This window comes from Streptomyces sp. SCSIO ZS0520 (genome assembly GCF_025643355.1).
GTDB lineage: Bacteria > Actinomycetota > Actinomycetes > Streptomycetales > Streptomycetaceae > Streptomyces > Streptomyces physcomitrii.
Genome location: NZ_CP092644.1, coordinates 2,464,188 through 2,481,841, shown reverse-complemented (window position 1 = coordinate 2,481,841; position 17,654 = coordinate 2,464,188). Strand labels below are relative to the sequence as shown.

14 protein-coding genes are annotated in these 17,654 nt (G+C 72.5%); 8 read left to right on the top strand and 6 right to left on the bottom strand.

Going from position 1 to position 17,654, the window contains the following annotated elements; translation table 11 throughout:
- Window positions 1–51 precede the first annotated feature (51 nt).
- The 6 genes from MID12_RS09125 to MID12_RS09100 all read left to right on the top strand — a co-directional run bounded on the left by MID12_RS09125 (window position 52) and on the right by MID12_RS09100 (window position 7,749).
- Window positions 52–1,029, top strand: coding sequence for an ABC transporter permease (locus MID12_RS09125; protein ID WP_040248764.1), 978 nt, complete (start codon window positions 52–54; stop codon window positions 1,027–1,029).
- A gap of 10 nt (window positions 1,030–1,039) precedes the next feature.
- Window positions 1,040–2,101 carry an ABC transporter ATP-binding protein gene (locus MID12_RS09120; protein ID WP_040248762.1) on the top strand — a complete coding sequence of 354 codons (1,062 nt, stop codon included), beginning with the start codon at window positions 1,040–1,042 and terminating at the stop codon, window positions 2,099–2,101.
- A gap of 26 nt (window positions 2,102–2,127) precedes the next feature.
- Window positions 2,128–3,291 carry an ABC transporter ATP-binding protein gene (locus MID12_RS09115; RefSeq protein WP_040248760.1) on the top strand — a complete coding sequence of 388 codons (1,164 nt, stop codon included), beginning with the start codon at window positions 2,128–2,130 and terminating at the stop codon, window positions 3,289–3,291.
- A 213-nt stretch (window positions 3,292–3,504) separates the two neighbouring features.
- Entirely contained in the window at window positions 3,505–4,116 is a 612-nt protein-coding gene (locus tag MID12_RS09110) for an NADPH-dependent FMN reductase (protein WP_040248758.1), read from the top strand.
- 497 nt (window positions 4,117–4,613) lie between these two features.
- Window positions 4,614–6,974: a BTAD domain-containing putative transcriptional regulator gene (locus MID12_RS09105; protein WP_263165992.1), complete on the top strand. Its 2,361-nt coding sequence runs from the start codon at window positions 4,614–4,616 to the stop codon at window positions 6,972–6,974.
- Between the two features lie 379 nt (window positions 6,975–7,353).
- Entirely contained in the window at window positions 7,354–7,749 is a 396-nt protein-coding gene (locus tag MID12_RS09100; protein WP_263165990.1) for a hypothetical protein, read from the top strand.
- 10 nt (window positions 7,750–7,759) lie between these two features.
- Here the strand turns inward: MID12_RS09100 and MID12_RS09095 are convergent, their stop codons facing one another.
- Both MID12_RS09095 and MID12_RS09090 read right to left on the bottom strand, forming a co-directional pair.
- Entirely contained in the window at window positions 7,760–10,027 is a 2,268-nt protein-coding gene (locus tag MID12_RS09095) for a BTAD domain-containing putative transcriptional regulator (protein WP_263165987.1), read from the bottom strand.
- 213 nt (window positions 10,028–10,240) lie between these two features.
- Complete coding sequence (locus MID12_RS09090) at window positions 10,241–11,845, bottom strand: aspartate aminotransferase family protein (protein WP_263165984.1); 1,605 nt, start codon at window positions 11,843–11,845, stop codon at window positions 10,241–10,243.
- A gap of 195 nt (window positions 11,846–12,040) precedes the next feature.
- On the opposite strand from MID12_RS09090, the gene MID12_RS09085 reads away from it, so the two are divergent.
- On the top strand, window positions 12,041–12,592 hold the full coding sequence (locus tag MID12_RS09085; protein WP_052482209.1) for a flavin reductase family protein: 552 nt from the start codon (window positions 12,041–12,043) through the stop codon (window positions 12,590–12,592).
- Between the two features lie 112 nt (window positions 12,593–12,704).
- Window positions 12,705–13,595 carry an NAD(P)-dependent oxidoreductase gene (locus MID12_RS09080; RefSeq protein ID WP_263165981.1) on the top strand — a complete coding sequence of 297 codons (891 nt, stop codon included), beginning with the start codon at window positions 12,705–12,707 and terminating at the stop codon, window positions 13,593–13,595.
- Between the two features lie 105 nt (window positions 13,596–13,700).
- Here the strand turns inward: MID12_RS09080 and MID12_RS09075 are convergent, their stop codons facing one another.
- From MID12_RS09075 to MID12_RS09060, 4 genes are all read right to left on the bottom strand, one after another.
- Window positions 13,701–14,876 carry an acyl-CoA dehydrogenase family protein gene (locus MID12_RS09075; protein WP_263165978.1) on the bottom strand — a complete coding sequence of 392 codons (1,176 nt, stop codon included), beginning with the start codon at window positions 14,874–14,876 and terminating at the stop codon, window positions 13,701–13,703.
- Window positions 14,877–15,093: 217 nt separating this feature from the next.
- Complete coding sequence (locus tag MID12_RS09070) at window positions 15,094–15,519, bottom strand: YybH family protein (protein WP_040248740.1); 426 nt, start codon at window positions 15,517–15,519, stop codon at window positions 15,094–15,096.
- A 113-nt stretch (window positions 15,520–15,632) separates the two neighbouring features.
- A complete protein-coding gene (locus tag MID12_RS09065) occupies window positions 15,633–17,081 on the bottom strand; it encodes a flavin monoamine oxidase family protein (protein WP_263165974.1) in 1,449 nt (482 codons plus the stop codon).
- A gap of 81 nt (window positions 17,082–17,162) precedes the next feature.
- Entirely contained in the window at window positions 17,163–17,543 is a 381-nt protein-coding gene (locus MID12_RS09060; RefSeq protein WP_040248736.1) for a YybH family protein, read from the bottom strand.
- Between the last annotated feature and the right edge of the window lie 111 nt (window positions 17,544–17,654).

The following is a 17,654-nucleotide window of genomic DNA, read 5'->3' as shown; positions in this document are numbered from 1 at the left end:
GGACCTGCCACTCCCCTCGATCCGCCGCCGTCCTGAGAGCAGCGATCTGCCATGCTTCGATTTCTTCTTCGCCGGACGCTCGGCGCCAGCCTGATCCTCTTGTTGATCAGCGCCTTCACGTTCTTCATGTTCTTCGCCATCCCCCAGGACCCGGCGATGCTGGCGTGCGGCAAGAACTGCACACCGGACGCGCTGGCGATCATCCACAAGAACCTGGGCCTCGACGATCCGGTACCGGTGCAGTACTGGAACTTCCTGATCGGCATCTTCCAGGGCCGCGACTTCGCGGTCGGCCACTGCTCGGCCCCCTGCTTCGGCGTCTCCTTCCGTACCGACGAGATGGTCTGGGACACGATCGTCGACCGCTTCCCGACCACGCTCTCGCTGACCATCGGCGGACTCGTCGTCTTCCTCTTCGTCGGACTCGGCACCGGTCTGCTCGCCGCCGCGAAGCGCGGCACCTGGCTGGACAAGGGCTTCTCCTCCGCCTCGCTGGTCCTCAGCTCGATGCAGATCTACTTCCTCGGCCCGGTCTGCCTCGGCCTGTTCGTCTACAGCACCGGCTGGCTGGACAAGCCCAAGTACGTGCCCTTCACCGACAACGTGGGGGAGTGGTTCATGGGCCTGCTGATCCCCTGGGTCGTGATGTCGGTGATCTTCACCGCCAACTACACCCGTATGTCGCGCTCGACGATGATCGAGCAGCTCCAGGAGGAGCACGTACGGGCCGCCAGAGCCAAGGGCATGCCCAAGCGGTACGTCTTCTTCCGCTACGCCTGGCGGGGCTCGCTGATCCCGATCGTCACCATCCTCGGCATGGACATCTCCGCCCTGCTCGGCGGCGGCATGGTCACCGAACTCACCTTCGGGCTCTCCGGGATCGGACGCCTCGCGATCGACTCCGTCAACTTCAAGGACCTCCCGCTGACCATGGGCGTGATGCTCGTCAGCGCGGCCTTCATCATCGTCTGCAACATCATCGTGGACGCGCTCTACGCCGTGATCGACCCGCGCGTGCGCCTGTCCTAGGAGACCGACCGTGACCACACTCACCAAAACCGAGGGCTCCCCGGCCACGACGGGGTCGGACTCCTTCCTCTCCGTGCGCGACCTCTTCGTCCACTTCACCACCGAGGACGGCATCGTCAAGGCCGTCGACGGGCTCTCCTTCGACCTGGAGCGCGGCCAGACGCTGGGCATCGTCGGCGAGTCCGGCTCCGGCAAGTCCGTGACGAACCTGTCCATCCTCGGGCTGCACAACAAGAAGTCGACCAGCATCGACGGCGAGATCCTGCTCGACGGCAAGGAACTGGTCAACGCCACCGAGTCGGAGATGGAACGGCTCCGCGGCAACAAGATGGCGATGATCTTCCAGGACTCGCTGACCGCGCTCTCGCCGTACTACACGGTCGGCCGGCAGATCTCCGAGCCCTTCCGCAAACACACCGGCGCGAGCAAGAAGGAGGCCCGCGACCGCGCCGTCGAGATGCTGACCAAGGTCGGCATCCCGCACGCCAAGCAGCGGGTCGACGACTATCCGCACCAGTTCTCCGGCGGTATGCGCCAGCGCGCGATGATCGCCATGTCGCTGGTGTGCAACCCCTCGCTGCTCATCGCGGACGAGCCCACCACCGCGCTCGACGTCACCGTGCAGGCGCAGATCCTCGACCTGCTCAAGGACCTCCAGCAGGAGTTCGGCTCCGCGATCGTCATGATCACGCACGACCTGGGCGTCGTCGCCAACATGGCCGACGACATCCTGGTGATGTACGCGGGCCGCGCCGTGGAGCGCGGTTCGGTGCGCGAGGTGCTCAAGGCCCCGCAGCACCCGTACACCTGGGGCCTGCTCGGCTCGATGCCGCGGCTCTCCGGCGACGTGGACGAACCGCTGCTGCCCATCCCCGGCTCGCCGCCCTCGCTGCTCAACCCGCCCACCGGCTGCGCCTTCCACCCGCGCTGCGCCTTCACCGACAAGGTGCCGGGCGACGCCTGCGTGACGGAACGCCCCGTCCTGCCGACCGGACGCGCGGCCGCCTGCCACCTGTCGGCGGAGCAGAAGCAGCAGGTGTTCATCGAGACGATTCAGCCCCGGCTGGGCTGACCGACCAGCGACTGGGGACGAGGACCATGACCGAGAAATCCACCACACCGACGGCGGTCGCCGACACGGTGCCCGAGCCGCGCGACGCCGCGGAGCCCGGTACGCCGCTGATGAGCGTCCGCGGCCTGAAGAAGCACTTCCCCATCAAGGGCGGCTTCCCGATCAAGCGCACCGTCGGTGCCGTGAAGGCCGTCGACGGGCTCGACTTCGACGTGTTCGCGGGCGAGAGCCTCGGCCTCGTCGGCGAGTCGGGCTGCGGGAAGTCGACCACCGGCCGCCTGCTCACCCGGCTCCACGAGCCGAGCGCGGGCACCATCGCCTACCGCGGCAAGGACATCTCCAAGGCCAACCGCAAGCAGCTGGCGCCGATCCGGTCCGAGATCCAGATGATCTTCCAGGACCCGTACGCCTCGCTCAACCCGCGGCAGACGGTCGGCAAGATCATCTCCGGGCCGATGGAGATCAACGACATCGACCCGCCCGGCGGCCGCGAGGCCCGGGTCCGCGAGCTCCTGGAGATCGTCGGCCTCAACCCGGAGCACTACAACCGCTTCCCGCACGAGTTCTCCGGCGGTCAGCGCCAGCGCATCGGGGTGGCCCGCGCGGTCGCCCTCCAGCCGAAGCTGATCATCGCGGACGAGCCGGTGTCCGCGCTGGACGTCTCCATCCAGGCGCAGGTCGTGAACCTGCTCCAGGAGGTCCAGCGGGAGATGGGCATCGCCTTCGTCTTCATCGCCCACGACCTCGCGGTGGTACGCCACTTCTCGCAGCGCGTCGCGGTGATGTACCTGGGCAAGATCGTGGAGATCGCCGACCGCGACTCGCTCTACACCCGCCCGCGCCACCCGTACACGCACGCGCTGCTCTCGGCCGTGCCGGACGCGGACATCGACGCGGACAAGAAGGAGCGCATCCGCCTGGAGGGCGACGTGCCCTCGCCGATCTCGCCGCCGTCCGGCTGCCGCTTCCGCACCCGCTGCTGGAAGGCCCAGGACAAGTGCGCGACCGAGGAGCCCCCGCTCGTGCACATCGAGGGCAACCTCCAGGGCCACCTGACGGCCTGCCACTTCCCGGAGGACCCCACGGTCGAGCGGGACAAGGAGATCGTCATGGACCCGGCGCTCGCCGCCCTGGAGGAGGCCCACCAGGCCACCGCCGAGGGCCAGGAGACCGGTAAGTCCCAGGGCTGAACGGCGCTCGCCCGCCCCGAAGGGCCCGTGGAAGGCACCCGCCTGCCACGGGCCCTTCGGCGTGCGCGCGCCCGTGAGCAGGCCCTTGTGTCCCGCCGAAATCCTTCTGAAGCAGACCCTAAAGATTCCCGAAGCGCTTCCGAAGGGCCATACCGCACAGTGAGTCGGTGTCCCTGTGGGCTCACTGGTGACGGCAGGCCCCGAGGAGGATCGATGGACGACCGCGACCGGCTGCGGCTGGTGATCCTCGTCGGCGCCACCAGGCAGGGGCGCTTCGGCCTGACCGCCGCGGAGTGGCTGGCCGCGCACGCCCGTTCCGGGGCGGACTTCGAGGTCGACGTGATCGACCTCGCCACGGCCTGGCTGCCGGACCTGGCGACCGCGGACACGGTCGTCTCCCGGCCCTCCGCGGTGCGCGACCTCGCACCCTGGCTGGACGCCGCGGACGCCTTCGCCGTGGTGACGACGGAGTACCGGCACAGCTATCCGGCCTCGCTGAAGAACACGATCGACTGGTACGACCGGGAGTGGCAGGCCAAGCCCGTCGCCTTCCTGTCCTTCGGGGGCGCCTCGGGCGGGCACTGCGCGGTCTCCCAACTGCGGCAGGTCTTCGCCGAGGTGGACGCCGTGACGGTGCGCGAGACGGTCAGCTTCCCGGAGTGTCCGGGCGAGGACCACGCGGGCGGGCAGGCCCTCGATCCCGCCGAGGGCCGCGAGGGCGCCCTGCACATGCTGGACCGGCTCGGCTGGTGGGCCCGCGCCCTGCGGGAGGCACGCGCACGCGAACCGTACGAGAGCACGAAGCACTCCGGATTGGAGGACTGAGAGCTTGTCCACGTCAACTGCCGCCACGACCAGCGCCCTTCGGATCCACCCGCGTCTGCCCGGGTGTACGGCCGCCGCCGTTCTGCCGAGCGCCCGGCCGCCCCGGCGCACGCCCGCCGGGACCATAGCCCGGGGCGACCGGGGGAGCGGCTGACCGAGCTGCCGCCACCGGGCCCGCGGAGCACGCCGGGCCCGGCTCCGGCGCGGGCACCCCGCACGCCCGGCGAGGAGAGGGCACCGGAGCCGAGGGCACTCCCCGGCGCATCCGGCACGGCGGAGGGGGCCCGGCCCGGTCCCGCGGCGTCCGGCAGCGCTCCCGCTCCCGCGCCCGGCGGCGGCCTGCCGCGCGGGTCCCGGCCGCCTGACCGAAGGGAGCGGTCCACCGTGCCGGACGACGCCGTCCGGCACGTACCCGAAAGCGCACCGACCGACCATCGGCACTCGCCCCGTCCGGGCGCGAGGGCTTCGTCCGGCTGAAACACTTCATGGGGGATGACGTGGAATTCAGAGTTCTTGGTCCGCTGGCCGCTACCGCGGGGGGACGCAGCCTGCCGCTGGGGGGATTCAAGCAGCGCGCCGTACTCGGCCTCCTGCTGCTCCGCGCGAACCGGGTGGTCGCGACGAGCGAGCTGCTGACCGCCCTGTGGCCCGAGGAGCAGCGCCCGGCCACCGCACGGAAGATCGTGCAGAACGCGGTCTGGGGCCTGCGGGCGCTGCTCGCGGGCCCGGCCCAGGGTCCCGCGGCGGCCGAACTGCTCACCCAGACACCGGGATACATGCTGCGGGTGGACCCCGACCGGATCGATGTGCACCGCTTCCACCGGCGGGTGGCCGAGGGCCGCCGCCGGATCGGCGCCGGGGACTTCGGCGAGGCCGCCCGGTTCCTGGAGCAGGCGCTCGGCGAGTGGCACGGCCCCGCCCTCTCCGACCTCGCGGAGGAGGGCATCGACTGGCCGGAGCTGACCGCCCTGCGCCAGCTGCGCCTGGACGTGATGGAGGACCGCTTCGAGGCCGAACTCCGCAGCGGGCAGCACCATTCGATCCTCGGCGAACTCGTCTCGCTGGCCGACGAGGAGCCGCTGCGCGAGCGGCTGTGCGGCCAGCTGATGCTGGCCCTGTACCGCTGCGGGCGGCAGGCCGAGGCGCTGAGCGTCTTCAGCCGGGTGCGGCAGGCCCTCGTCGAGGAGTACGGCCTGGAGCCCTCGCGCGAGCTGCAGCTGCTCCAGCAGAACATCCTCACCCACGACGCCTCGCTCGCCCCCGAGCGCTTCCGTACCGAGAGTGCTCCCGCGGCTTCCCGTACCGAAGACGTCCCCGCGGATCCCCGTACCGAGGGCGCTCCGACCGGTTCCCGTACCGAAGACGCTCCGACCGGTTCCCGCGCCGACGGCGGCACCCCCGGTGGGGTGGTCGCCCGCGAGGTGGCCGGTCCGCAGGAGTCCGGGCCGGAAGAGGCCGGGCCGCAGGGGGCCGCGCGTCCCGGGAGCGCCCCGGGACCGTCCGCCGCCCTGCGGGACCGTCCGCCCACGGCCCGGGGGACCGTGCCCGCAGGGGCAGGGGCAGGGGCAGGGGCAGGGGCAGGGGCAGCGGCAGCGGCAGGGGCAGGGGCCGGGGAGGCCGCCCGGGGCCCGGCCGCCGAACGCCGCGCGGTCGCGGTGCTCCTGGTGCGGGCGCGGGCCGCCGCCGTCCCGGCGAGGTCGCCGGGGGAGGCGGAGGGGCCGCTCTCGCCGCACGAGACGGTACGCGCGGTCGCCTCCTGCGTACGGGAGTTCGGCGGCACCATGGCGGGCTCGGTCGGCCATGTCTGCGTGGCCCTCTTCGGTCCGGACCGGGCCGCCTCCTCGCTGGACGCCATCCGCGCCTCGCTCGCCGTACGGGAGCGGCTCGCGGCCTTCCCCGGTGCCACCTGCCACCTGGTGGTGACCGCGGGGGACGCGGTGGTCCGGATCGACGCCCGGCACCCCGCGCGGGGCGCCTCCGTCTCGGGGCGCCTGGTCGACCAGGCCCGCGCGCTGCTCACCGAGGTGCCGCAGGGCGAGATCCATCTGTGCGGGGAGGCGGCCCGCGCCGCGCTCGGGCCGACCCGGCACACCGTGCTCACGCACCCGGTGGGGCGGGACGGGGTGCTGCGCCTGGACGGCATGTATCCGCTGGGCGGCATGCCGACGCCCCGGCGCCCCGAGCCCTCCCGGCACTCCTTCGAACTCACCCTCCTCCAGTCCCTGTTGGAGCGCTCGCGCCGCCACGAGGCGCCGCATCTGGTCACCCTGCTCGGCGACCCGGGCGCCGGGAAGACCCGGTTCCTGACGGAGCTGGCGCAGAGCATCGCGGCCGAGCCGCTGCTCGTGGTCCGCCTCGGCCCCACCGCCCCGGGCACCCGCGCGGGGGACAGCGGCACCGTCCTCGCCCCGGCCCCCGGCGGCTCCTCCGACTACCGGCTGCACGAGGCCGTACGGCGGGTCGCGGGCCGCGGCGAGACCGCCGAACGGCTGCTGACGCGACTGCGCTTCCCGTACGGCGAGGCCGGCGCCCGGGGCGGCACCTCCCGCGAGTTCGTGGACGCCTGGTGCGGCTCGCTGCTGCTGCTCGCCCGGGAGCAGCCGGTGGTGGTCTTCCTGGACGACGCGCACGGGGTGCCCGACGCCGTCCTGGACAGCGTGGAGCGGCTGGCGGCGACGGCCCGGGACGTACCGCTGTTCCTGGTCGTCTCGGCCCGCCCCGAGCTCCTGGAGCGGCGCCCCCTGTGGGGCTGCGGGCTGCGGCACGGCGTCACCCTGACCCTGGCGCCCGCCCGCGGCCGGGGACCCGACGAGGAACTGGCCCTGACCGCCCGGGACCCGGAGGTCACCCGGGCCTGAGAGCGGCGCCCGCAGGGGGACTTGGGGGCGGCGGCCGCAGGCGGACTCGGGGAGCTCGCGGAGGTCCTGCGGCTCCGATCCGGCGGGAGGACGGGGGCTGCCGAGACACGGCGGCCCCCGTCCCGCTGTGCCGGGTCGGGGATCCTCCGGGGGAGCGGGAGAGCGGAGAGCAGGGAGAACGGATCCGGGCGTGGCAGAGGTCGTGGCAGGGGCAGGGGCAGGGGCAGGGGCAGGGGCAGGGGTCGGGGCAGGGGTCGGGGTCGGTGTCGGGGCAGGCCCGGGCCCGGACCCGGGTTCCGGTCCGGTGATGACCGCGGACCGGTCCGGCAGTGACCGCCGAATGGCGCGGCTGAGTGAGGGACTTGGTTCGCTGTCCGGTATGGATGACTCTCCCGCTCTCGCACCGGACCCGGGTTCGCAGGTCACTCCCGAACCCGCGCTCACCTACACCGAACTGGTCGGCAGAAGGTTCGCCGAGGCCCTGGACGCCGGACTGCGGCGCTCGGTGCTCACCGGATTCCGCCCGGCCGCCCGGCCCGCGGACCCGGCGGCCGGGCCCCGGCTCCCCGCAACGGCCCCGCAGCAGACCGGCCCCGGCCCCGCGCGCACCGCCGCGGAGCCCGCCTACGAGCAGATCGTCGCCTCCAGCAGGCTCCTCGAAACGGCGGTCGCCACCCTGCCGCCGGGCCACCCGGCCGGTGCCGAGGCCCTGCGCGCCCTGACCGAGGCGACCCGTGCGCTGCGGGCGCATCTGCTGGTCCAGCAGGGCGGCTGACGGCCGGTGCTCAGACCCCTCCGCCCTCCTGCGTGAACAGGTCCCGCAGGAGCTGGTCGAGGGCGTCCCCGGTCCTCGGCGTGAGCCGCAGGGTCATGGCGTGCTGGTGGCCGCCGGACCAGGCGGGGCGGCGGCTGACCAGGGCGAGATGGGCGCCGACCACATTGAGGAAGGGCGCGCCGGGGCAGGAACCGGGGAGCTGCTCGACGGTGTCGAGCAGCGCCTCCTCGGCCCGGTGCAGGTCGTCCCAGACGAGGACCAGGGGCTGGGCGTGCGCGGCCCGGGTCACGAACTCCCGCCAGGCGGCGAGGATCCGGCGGATCTCCGCGGCGGTCCCCGGCGGGCGCCCGCCGGTCACCAGCGGGCCGAGCGCGGCCAGCAGCGGATCGGGACCGGCTCCGCGCGCCTGCCCGGTCAGCTCCGTCAGCGATCCGGCGACCTTGCGGTACGCGCCGTCCGCGCTGTCCTGGTCGGTGACCCCGCAGTACCCGGCGAGCATCTCGGCGGGCGCGGCGAGCGGGTCGCCGGAGCCGGAGACGGCGCCCGTGAGCACCTTGAGCCCGTCCGGGCCCCCGGCCGTGATCCGCCGCTGGAACTCCATGAGCAGCCGGGTCCTGCCGAGCCCGGAGTCGCCGAGGACGGTGATCATATGGGCGGCCGAGCGGCTCGCCGTGCGGCCGAGGAGGGCGGTCATCAGGGCGAGTTCGCACTCCCGCTCGTCGGCGGCCGAGGCGCAGCCCGCCGCCCGCTCGGGGACCGTACGGACCTGCCACTTCGCGGGGGCGCCCGGGAGCCGGTGGTAGGTGATGCGGCACTCGGTGCGGCGGCGGGTCTCGTCGCAGACGTGGATCTCCCCGGGCGGCGTCCCCAGCAGCATCGTCTCGCAGAGGTCCACCGTCTCGCCGCCTATCCACGGCTGCCCGCAGGAGCCGGACCGCGCGTCGGGCCAGTGGCAGACCACCTCGGCCCCGGTGGCCACCGCGGCGTGCACGGAGAGTCCGCCGACCGCCGGTGCCGGCGGGGTGAGCGGCCCCGCGGGGATGGTGAGGCAGTCGCGTACGGCCGCGCCGGTGCGCACCGCGCGGTCCGCGCTGTCCGGCCGGGAGGGGTCGGGCTCGAAGAGGCCGAGCAGGACCGAGCCGACCGAGGCCGCGGCCTGGCCGCCGGCCCGGGTGATCTCCTCGCGGGCGAGTTCGCAGACGGTGTCGAGCGCCCGGTCGATGTCCTCGGCCGGGAGGTCGTCGAACTCGGGGCCGAGACCGAAGCGCAGCATCAGGACGCTGCTGTGCCGGTTCGCCTGGACCTGCGGGGCAGGGGTCCCGCTCTCCCGGGGTTCCCCGGCCGCCGCGGCGACCCGCCCGTGCGGCGCGGGCGGTTCCGGTGCCGTGAACTCCCGTGTCGCTGCCGGGACATGGCCCTCCGGGGCGGGGGACCAGGCGCGGGCCGCCGCGGGTGCGGGGGCGGGCAGGCCCTGCCAGAGGGGGGTTTCCGCGCCCGAGGCGGGCTCCGGGGCGAGGTCGAGGTCCGGGTCGTGGCCGAGGATGGACTGCTGCAGCCGCTGCATCTGGCGGCCGGGCTCCAGGCCGAGCCCCTCCACCAGGGCCGCCCGGGTACGCGCATAGACCCCGAGCGCGTCGGCCTGGCGCCCGGAGCGGTAGAGGGCGAGCATCAGCTGCTGGGCGGCCCGCTCACGCAGCGGCTCGGCGGCGACGAAGGCCTCCAGGTCCCGCAGCGCCGACTGGTGCGCCCCGCAGACGAGTTCGGCCTCGAAGTGGTCCTCCGTCAGATCGAGGCGCTTCTGCTCCAGGGCGGTCAACTCCGGCCAGAGCAGGCCCTCTTCGGCGAGATCGGCGAGGGCGGGCCCGCGCCACATGCCGAGCGCCTCGCGCAGGATCGCCCCCGCCCCGCGCGCGTCACCCGCCGAGAGGGCGGCCCGGCCGCGGGAGGCCAACTGCTGGAAGCAGAGCAGGTCCACGTGTTCGGCGGGCACCCGCACCATGTAGCCCGGCGGCCGGGTCAGCAGCTCGGCCGCCTCGCCGGTGCCGGTCCTGCGGCCGAGCATCCTGCGCAGCCGCCAGACGGCGTTCTGCAGGATCTTGCGCGCGGTCAGCGGTACCCCGTCGACGGGGTACATGGCGTTCAGGAGCTGGCTGGTCGGCACCACCTGGTTGGTGTGCAGCAGCAGGAAGGCCAGGGCGGCGCGCTGCCGGGTGCCGCCCAGCGTCACCAGGCCGCGCCCGTCCTCCACTTCCAGTGGTCCCAGGAGCCGGAATTCCATGTATCCCCCCGCATCGGCTTCGGCCAGTTCGCTGACCACGTGTGACGGTTGCCAGGACCCGCGCCCCGAGGGCCGCGGTTCGAGCGGTGTGACGTCCCGGGGCGGCCGGAGCCGCCCCGGGGGGCGCGTGCGGGGGAAACGCGCGTAGAGCAGGCGGTACGGAACGGACGGGCGGCGGACGGGGAGGGCGGGGACGCGCCGGCCGGGCAGGGGTCAGGAGGCGGCCGGGACGGTGAGCCGCGCTCCGTCCTGGGCGCGCAGCACCCGGCACAGTTCGCGCAGTCCCGCCCCGAGTTGGGCGATCTCGGCGTCGGCGAGCTGGAGCGAGGGTTCGAACCGCAGGGTGTTCACCGCGCTGGCGGTCGGGAAGGTCCGTACCCGGTGCTCGCGCAGCAGCAGTCCGGCCAGGAAGTAGCCGAAGAGTCCGCTGGCGGCGAGCTCCCGCAGGATCTCCGAATCCGCCTGGGACTGGTCCCGGAACTCCATACCGAGCATCAGCCCCTTGCCGCGTACGGCGAGGACCTGGTCCGGGAACTGCGCCTGCACGGACTCCAGTTCGGCCCGCAGCGCCCGGCCGCGTTCGGTGGCCCGGCGGTAGGCCGCCTGGCCGTCCGCCTCCAGGAGCGCGAGGACCGTGCGCGCGATCTCGCAGGAGAAGCTGTCCTTGGCGAAGGTGGAGCTGTGCACGATCTCGAACTCGCGGCGGTAGCGCGCCTCGCGCACCAGCATCACCGAGGTCTTCGCGATCCCGCCGCCCAGCGCCTTGGCCAGGGTGTAGTAGTCGCCGCGCAGTCCCACCTGGGAGGAGGAGAGCAGCGCGCCGGTGCGGCCCATGCCGCTCTGGATCTCGTCGACGACGACCGGGCAGTCGATCTCCGCGCAGAACCGCTGGATCTCCTGCGCGAATTCGGCGCCGAGCACATGGATCCCGCCCTCGCCCTGCACCGGCTCGACGAGGAAGGCGCAGAAGACCGGGAACTCGCGCTCCACCACTTCGACTTGACCGTCCGTCAGCTCCAGGGAGAGCAGTACGCCCCGCTCCTGCGCGTAGACCTCCTTGAGCACGTCCGGCCTGCCGTGCGGGACGAACCGGGCCTGGGCGCCGAGGGACTTGAAGGGCGTGCGGTAGTGCTCGTTGTGGGTGAGCTGCACGCTGGCGCCGAGCTTGCCGTGGAAGCCCCGCTCCAGGGCGAGGAAGAGCGGGGGCCGTTCGAGCTGCCCGGCGTTGGCGCGTTCGAGTCCGGCCAGCACGGTGTCCAGGGCCGTGGGCCGCCCCTCCCCGGCCGCCGCGCCGAACCGCGCCCGGGTCCGCGCGGACAGGGCCACCGTCCCCTCGGCCACGGCCGCGCGCGCCGCCTCGATCTCCTCGGCCACCTGCGCGCCGAGCGCGGCCACGCGCAGGCCCCGGTCCAGCTCGGCGTGTTTGATCGCGGCCTCGACGGCCTCCGCCCCGGTGTTCGCGAAGATCGCGAAATAGGGCTCCTCGTCGCCGAGTTCACGGTGGATGATCCGGTTGAGCTCTGCCGCCAGTTCATTGGCGTACGGGTGCCGGGAGAACTGCGCGTGCACGGGGGAGCCCGCGGCGAGCAGTTCCTGCGCCCGGGCGACGATCGCGGGGTGGTTGTGCCCGAGCAGCACGGAACCGTAGCCCCCGGCGAAGTCGGCGACCGGGATTTCGCCGCCGTCCTCGCCTCGCTGGAACAGGGTGTTGCCCTCGGCGCGTACGTACTCGACGGCGAGTCCCGCGGTGTCCAGGACGGCACGGAGGTACGGCTCGGCGAGTTCCGGTGCGTCAGGTGCAGAGTTCTTGGTCTCCATGGCGCACAGATTGCTCCACCGTGGTCAATACCGGGTCACTGGAGGTTCATGGGCGAAGGGCCCGTACGCGGGAAAAGGCGGTTACCGGAAGATGGGTAGGGCCCGGAAAGGCGGCGGTAGGTTGAGGAAGATCGCTCTTCCGCGCGGCTGGCACCTGTGAGCGCGCGCCCCGCGAAATAGATCGGAGAATTCCGCATGAATTCCGCGCCCGCTGAAATCGATTCCGACTCCGTGAACGCCGCCGCGCGCGAGCCGGTGAAGCCTGCCGAACTGAGGGAGGTGATGGCCCGCTTCGCCACCGGCGTCACGGTGCTCACGGTCGGCGGGGAGCACCCGCACGCCATGACCGCCAACGCCTTCAGCTCGGTCTCCCTGGAGCCGGCCTCGGTGCTGTGCGGCGTCGGCCACTCCGCCGTCATGCACGGGGCGCTGACCTCGGCCGGACGCTTCGCCGTCAACATACTCGGCACCGAACAGGAGTCGCTCGCACGCCATTTCGCCGACAAGAAGCGCGTGCTCGGGGCCGCGCAGTTCGAGCGGGTCGCCTGGCGCCCTGGCGAGCTGACCGGAGCCCCGCTGCTCGGCGGCTCGCTCGGCTGGCTGGAATGTGAACTGTCCGCCGCCCATTCCTTCGGTGATCACACCATCTTCATCGGCACCGTGATCGGGGCGCACCGGAACACGGCCGGAAGCGGCCTTCTCTATGTCGACGGCAAGTTCGGAAAGCCGGAGGTTCCCCGGGGGTGACCCGGTGATTACCCGTCGATTACCGGCGGGTTCCGCGGCTGCGGAGCGATTACGGTGCCGCTTGGTCTAATGGGCTCTGCCAGACCGAGAAGCGAGAACAATTGGAGTTTCCATGGCGGGCACCGACCGTACCCCGGTAACAGTCATCGGCCTGGGGCTGATGGGACAGGCACTTGCCTCCGCGTTCGTCGCGGCGGGGCATCCGACCACCGTCTGGAACCGTTCGGCGGACAAGGCCGCCGCCGTGGTGGAGCAGGGCGCGGTGCTCGCGGACACCCCGGCCGAGGCGGTGGCCGCGAGCGAGCTGCTCGTGGTCTGCCTCCTCGACAACGACGCGGTGCACGCCGTGCTCGACCCGGTCGCCGGCTCCCTCGCGGGCCGGGTGGTGGCCAATCTGACCTCCGGCTCCTCGGACCAGGCCCGGGAGAACGCCGCCTGGGCCGAGGAGGTGGGCTTCCGCTATCTGGACGCCGCCATCATGACGGTGCCCGCGGCGGTCGGCGCCCCCGAGTCGGTGGTCTTCTACAGCGGGCCCCGGGAGGCCTACGACCGGCACAGCGACACCCTGCGCCTGCTCGGCGGCGGCACCACCCACCTCGGCGAGGACCACGCCCTGTCCGCCCTCTACGACGTCTCGCTGCTCGGCGTCATGTGGGGCACCCTCAACAGCTTCCTCCAGGGCGCCGCGCTGCTCTCCACCGCCGAGGTCAAGGCCGCCGACTTCCTGCCGCTGGCGCTGAAGTGGATCGACACGGTCAAGCTCTTCGCCACCGACTACGCGGCCCAGATCGACCAGAAGGACGGCGCCTTCCCGGCCAACGACGCGACCATGGAGGTGCACCTGGGCGCCGTGCGGCACCTGCTCCACGAGAGCGAGGCCCAGGGCGTCAACGCCGAACTGCCGCGCTTCGTGCACGCACTCATGGAGCGGACCGTCGCCAAGGGCTTCGGGCAGAACAGCTACGCCAGCATGAGCGAGCTGTTCCGCACCCCGGAGAAGTAGCCCCCGCGCCGCCGCCGCACCCACGCGCCGGGCCCGGACCGTCTCACGGTCCGGGCCCGGCGTCCGCGCGTGCGGGACTCTGAAGACACCCCCTACGGCGGTGAGTCAGAGGAAGTACGTGCCGGGCTCCAGGCCCATCAGGACGCGGCCCTGCACCTCCAGGTTGGCGCCGAGCTGGACCAGCGCGTGCAGCGAGAAGCCCTGGATGTCGCGGTGGAAGCGCTGCAGGTCCACATCGGAGCGGATGACCGAGCCGCCGCTCTCGCTGTAGAGCAGCTCGACGGCCTCCTTGGCGAGCTGCCCCGCGTAGGCCGTCTGGCCGCGGATGACCGCCTTCTGCTCGTCGGTCGGCTGCTCACCGGCGTCCGCGGCCCGCTGCAGGACCTCCAGCCACTGGCCCGACAGGGCGATCGCCGCGTCGATCTTGTTGGCGGCCGTGGCGACATGCTGCTGGGTGACCGGGTGCAGCCGCTGCTCGGTCCAGTCCGTGTACGTGATGCCGCGACCCGGGAGCCGCTCCAGGAACAGCTCGTGGGCGCCGCGGGCGATCCCGGTCAGCGCCGCGGCCACCGAGGACAGGATGTAGCCGAGCAGCCCGTAATTACGGCCGGTGGCACCGGTGTTGGAGCGTCGGCCGGTGCCGCTGACCATCGCCTCCTCCAGGGCGACGGTGCGGTGGGCGGGGACGAACAGATCCGTGGCGGTGACCGTGGAGCTGCCGGTGCCGGCGCCCGCGGAGACATGCCAGTCGTCCGCGACGGCGAGGTCGGTGGTGGGCACCAGGGTGACCAGCTCCTCGTGCTCGCCGTCCTCCCGCTCCACAGCCGCCGCGAGCATGTCCCAATCGGCCCCGCGGACACCGGAGTTGAAGCGCCAGGTGCCGTTGAGCCGGTAGCCGCCGTCGACCCGCTTCAGGGTGCCGGTCGGCGCGAAGACGATCGACACCCGGGTGGAGCCCGAGGCGAACAGCTCGTCCTGGGTCTCGTCCGGGTAGAGGGTCCCGGCCCAGGCGCTGGTCAGCCACACCATGGTCAGCCAGCCCGTGGAGGGGCAGCCGCGGGCCACCTCGGAGATGACCTCCGCCTGCTGGGCGGCGTCCAGGTCGAGCCCGCCGTACTTGCGCGGCACGGCCGCACGGAACACGCCCGCCTTCTCCAGGAGTTGGATGTTCTCCTCGACGATCCAGCGCTGCTCCTCGCTCTGCTTTCCATTGCGGCGCAGTACGGGAACAGCGCTCCGCACGCCGTCCAGTACCGCATCAAGCTCTTCTCGGGTGGCCATGAACCTTCTCTTTCCTCGCGTGCGAAACCGCGCTCACGTCCTGCGCTACGGTCGGTAATTCAACCCCGGGAAACCCGCGCACTCCCGCCGGTGATCGGGACGGTTCCCCGGTGATTACCGGGAAATTACTGCCGAGTTGGCGCCGCATTCCGGAAGGTCGCCGAAGCGGTCGCCGGAGGGTGCGGGAGACCCCGTTTCCGGGATCTCCCGCACACCCTCAGTCCGCCACCAGGCCCGAGGAGGCCACCGGACGGTCGATCGCCATCAGCCACCGGCCGTCGTCGCCGCGCCGCAGCACATCCGTGCAGACGCCTTCGAGGTGGACCGGCTCCCCGTCGGGCCCCGTGGTGTCGATGGAGTACTCGACGCCGACCAGGGCCACGTCACCGGCGACGTAGGAGTGCGTCACGGCGGCGTGCAGCGAGGGCTTGGCGCTCAGGAACTCCTTGAAGAAGGCCAGCCGGTCGGCGCCGGTCAGGGGCTCGCCGGAGAAGTTCGAGATGGAGTCCTCCCGGTAGAGGCTGTCGAACACCGCGCCGTCGCCGGTGTTGAAGGCCTGCAGGAAGACCTCGTTCTGGATCTCGGTGTCGTCGGTGAGGTCCGGCTTCGCCGGGTCGAAGTCGACGCTGAAGTTGTAGGCCATGGTGATCCGGCCCGCCTTTCCGTGAAGAGGACTTGTCGGTTGGGGACGTGCGTTGAGGACGCGCGCTGAGGTCGTGCGTCGGGAAGTGCTGCTGCCGGGACGGGAGGGGCCGCTCACCGTGCCGCCGCGACCTGTGCGGCCGCGCGCAGCCCGGACTCGACCGCTCCGTCGAGGAAGCCGGACCAGCCGTCGGCGAGATCGCCGCTGGCGAAGAACAGCCGCCCGCTGGGCTCGTGGACGGCCGGGTACAGCGAGGTGAGCTGGCGCGGGCGCCGAAAGGCCCAGCCGCCGCGCGCGTACGGGTCCCGGCCCCAGTCGTGCGCGTACACACCGAGGACGTCCAGCTCCGCGCCGAGCGCGCGCACGGCCTGGGCGACCTGCGCCGTGTCGGTCGGATCGAGGGCGGTGTCGGTGCTGAAGGCCATGTAGAGCAGGCCTTCGGGGGTCTCCTCGAACGGCATCATCATCGGTATCGCCGTGCCGCCCTCGGCGCCCTGCCCGTAGAAGCGGCCTGCGGCGCTCCCCCGGGCGTGGATGTAGAGCTTGGTCGCGTTCGGGACGGCGATGCCCTGGCTCGCCGCCGTGGTGAGCGCGGCGGGCAGCGCGGGTGTGAAGGCGATGGTGGACAGGACGTTGACCGGCACCGTCACCACCGCGTGCGGGGCGCTGAACTGCTCGCCCGTGCGCAGGGTGACATGCACCCGGGTCCCCGTGTCGGTGACCGAGGTGACCGGGGAGTTGAGGCGCACGGTGGGTTGCGCCTCGTCGAGCATGCGGTGCAGCAGGCCGACCGTGCCGGTCTTCATGCGGTAGCGCTGGGTGTCGTTCCACCCCTCGTTGCTCCAGCCGGCCAGCGACCACCAGTGCGCCAGCATGGTCAGGGCGCCCCGGCTGCTGGAGCCGCCCGAGTACACCGAGGTCTGCCCGTTGATCAGCAGCTCCTCGGCCTCGGTCAGGCCGAGTTCGTCCAGCCGGTCGCGCAGCGAGAGGGTGTCGAGGCGCTGCAGCAGATCCGCGCGGTGCAGCGGCTCGAAGGGCTTGGCGAAGTACTCCTCGGACCCCTCGAACAGCCGCTCCAGGAGGGTGCCGATCCGTCCGAAGCCGTCCTCGGGAGTGAACTCCCCGGGGCCCTCGGGAGTCGGCAGGAACACCCGGTCGACCGGCCGCTCCTCCTCCAGGGCGATGCCGTAGCGCTTCAACTCCGCGCCGATGTGCGGCTGCGCGGGCTCGACCCAGGTGCCGCCCATCTCCACCTGGTGCCCGGCGAAGGCGGTCCCCCAGGTGCGGCCGCCGATCCGGTCGCGGGCCTCCAGGACGAGGACCCGCTTGCCCCGGGCGCGCAGCTCCCGCGCCGCCGTGACGCCCGTATAACCGGCGCCGACGACGAGGACGTCGTACTCCTCCTCGGTGGCGCGGTCCCCGGACGGTGCCGCGACCGCCGCGCTCCCGGCCGCCGCCGGTCCCGCGGCCAGCGCCGTGGCACCCGCCGCCTTGAGCAGGGTCCGCCGGCTGGGCCGACGGGCCCCCACCGCCTCCGTGTGCGTGCCGTGCTGGGTGTTCATGTGCTTCTTCCGGATCTCTGCGACGACGGGTGACTGTGGGGGAGGGGACGCGCGGGGTACGAGGGTGAGCGGCCGGGCCGCTCAGTCCTTCTGGCCGTACGGGTCGTCGACGGCGTAGCGCCAGATGCCGTCCTCGCCCAGGCGCAGCACGTCGACGCCGATGCCCTCCAGGCGCTCGGGCTCGCCCTGCTCGTCGACGGTGTCGATCACCCAGTCGACGATCAGCAGCGCGGTGTCACCGGTGACGAAGCGCTGGCGCTGCTTGGCGGTGATCTTCGGCTTGCTCGCCAGGAAGGCCCGCTGGTACTCCCGGCGGGCCTCGCCGGTGAGCGGCTTGCCCGGCTCCCAGACGGCGACCGCCTCTTCGGTGTAGAAGGCGTCGAGTGCGTCGAAGTCGCCCGCGTTGAACGCCTCGACATAAAGATCGGTGTGCTTTTCCAGGCTCTCGATGAGCTGTGACATGGGTGGCCTCAACCTGCCTTCTGCTGCTCTGGTGTCGGTCGGAATTCCGAGGCGAACGCTATTCGGTGCGGTGCAACACCCCATCCATCGCACGGTAATTGGATGCTCTCC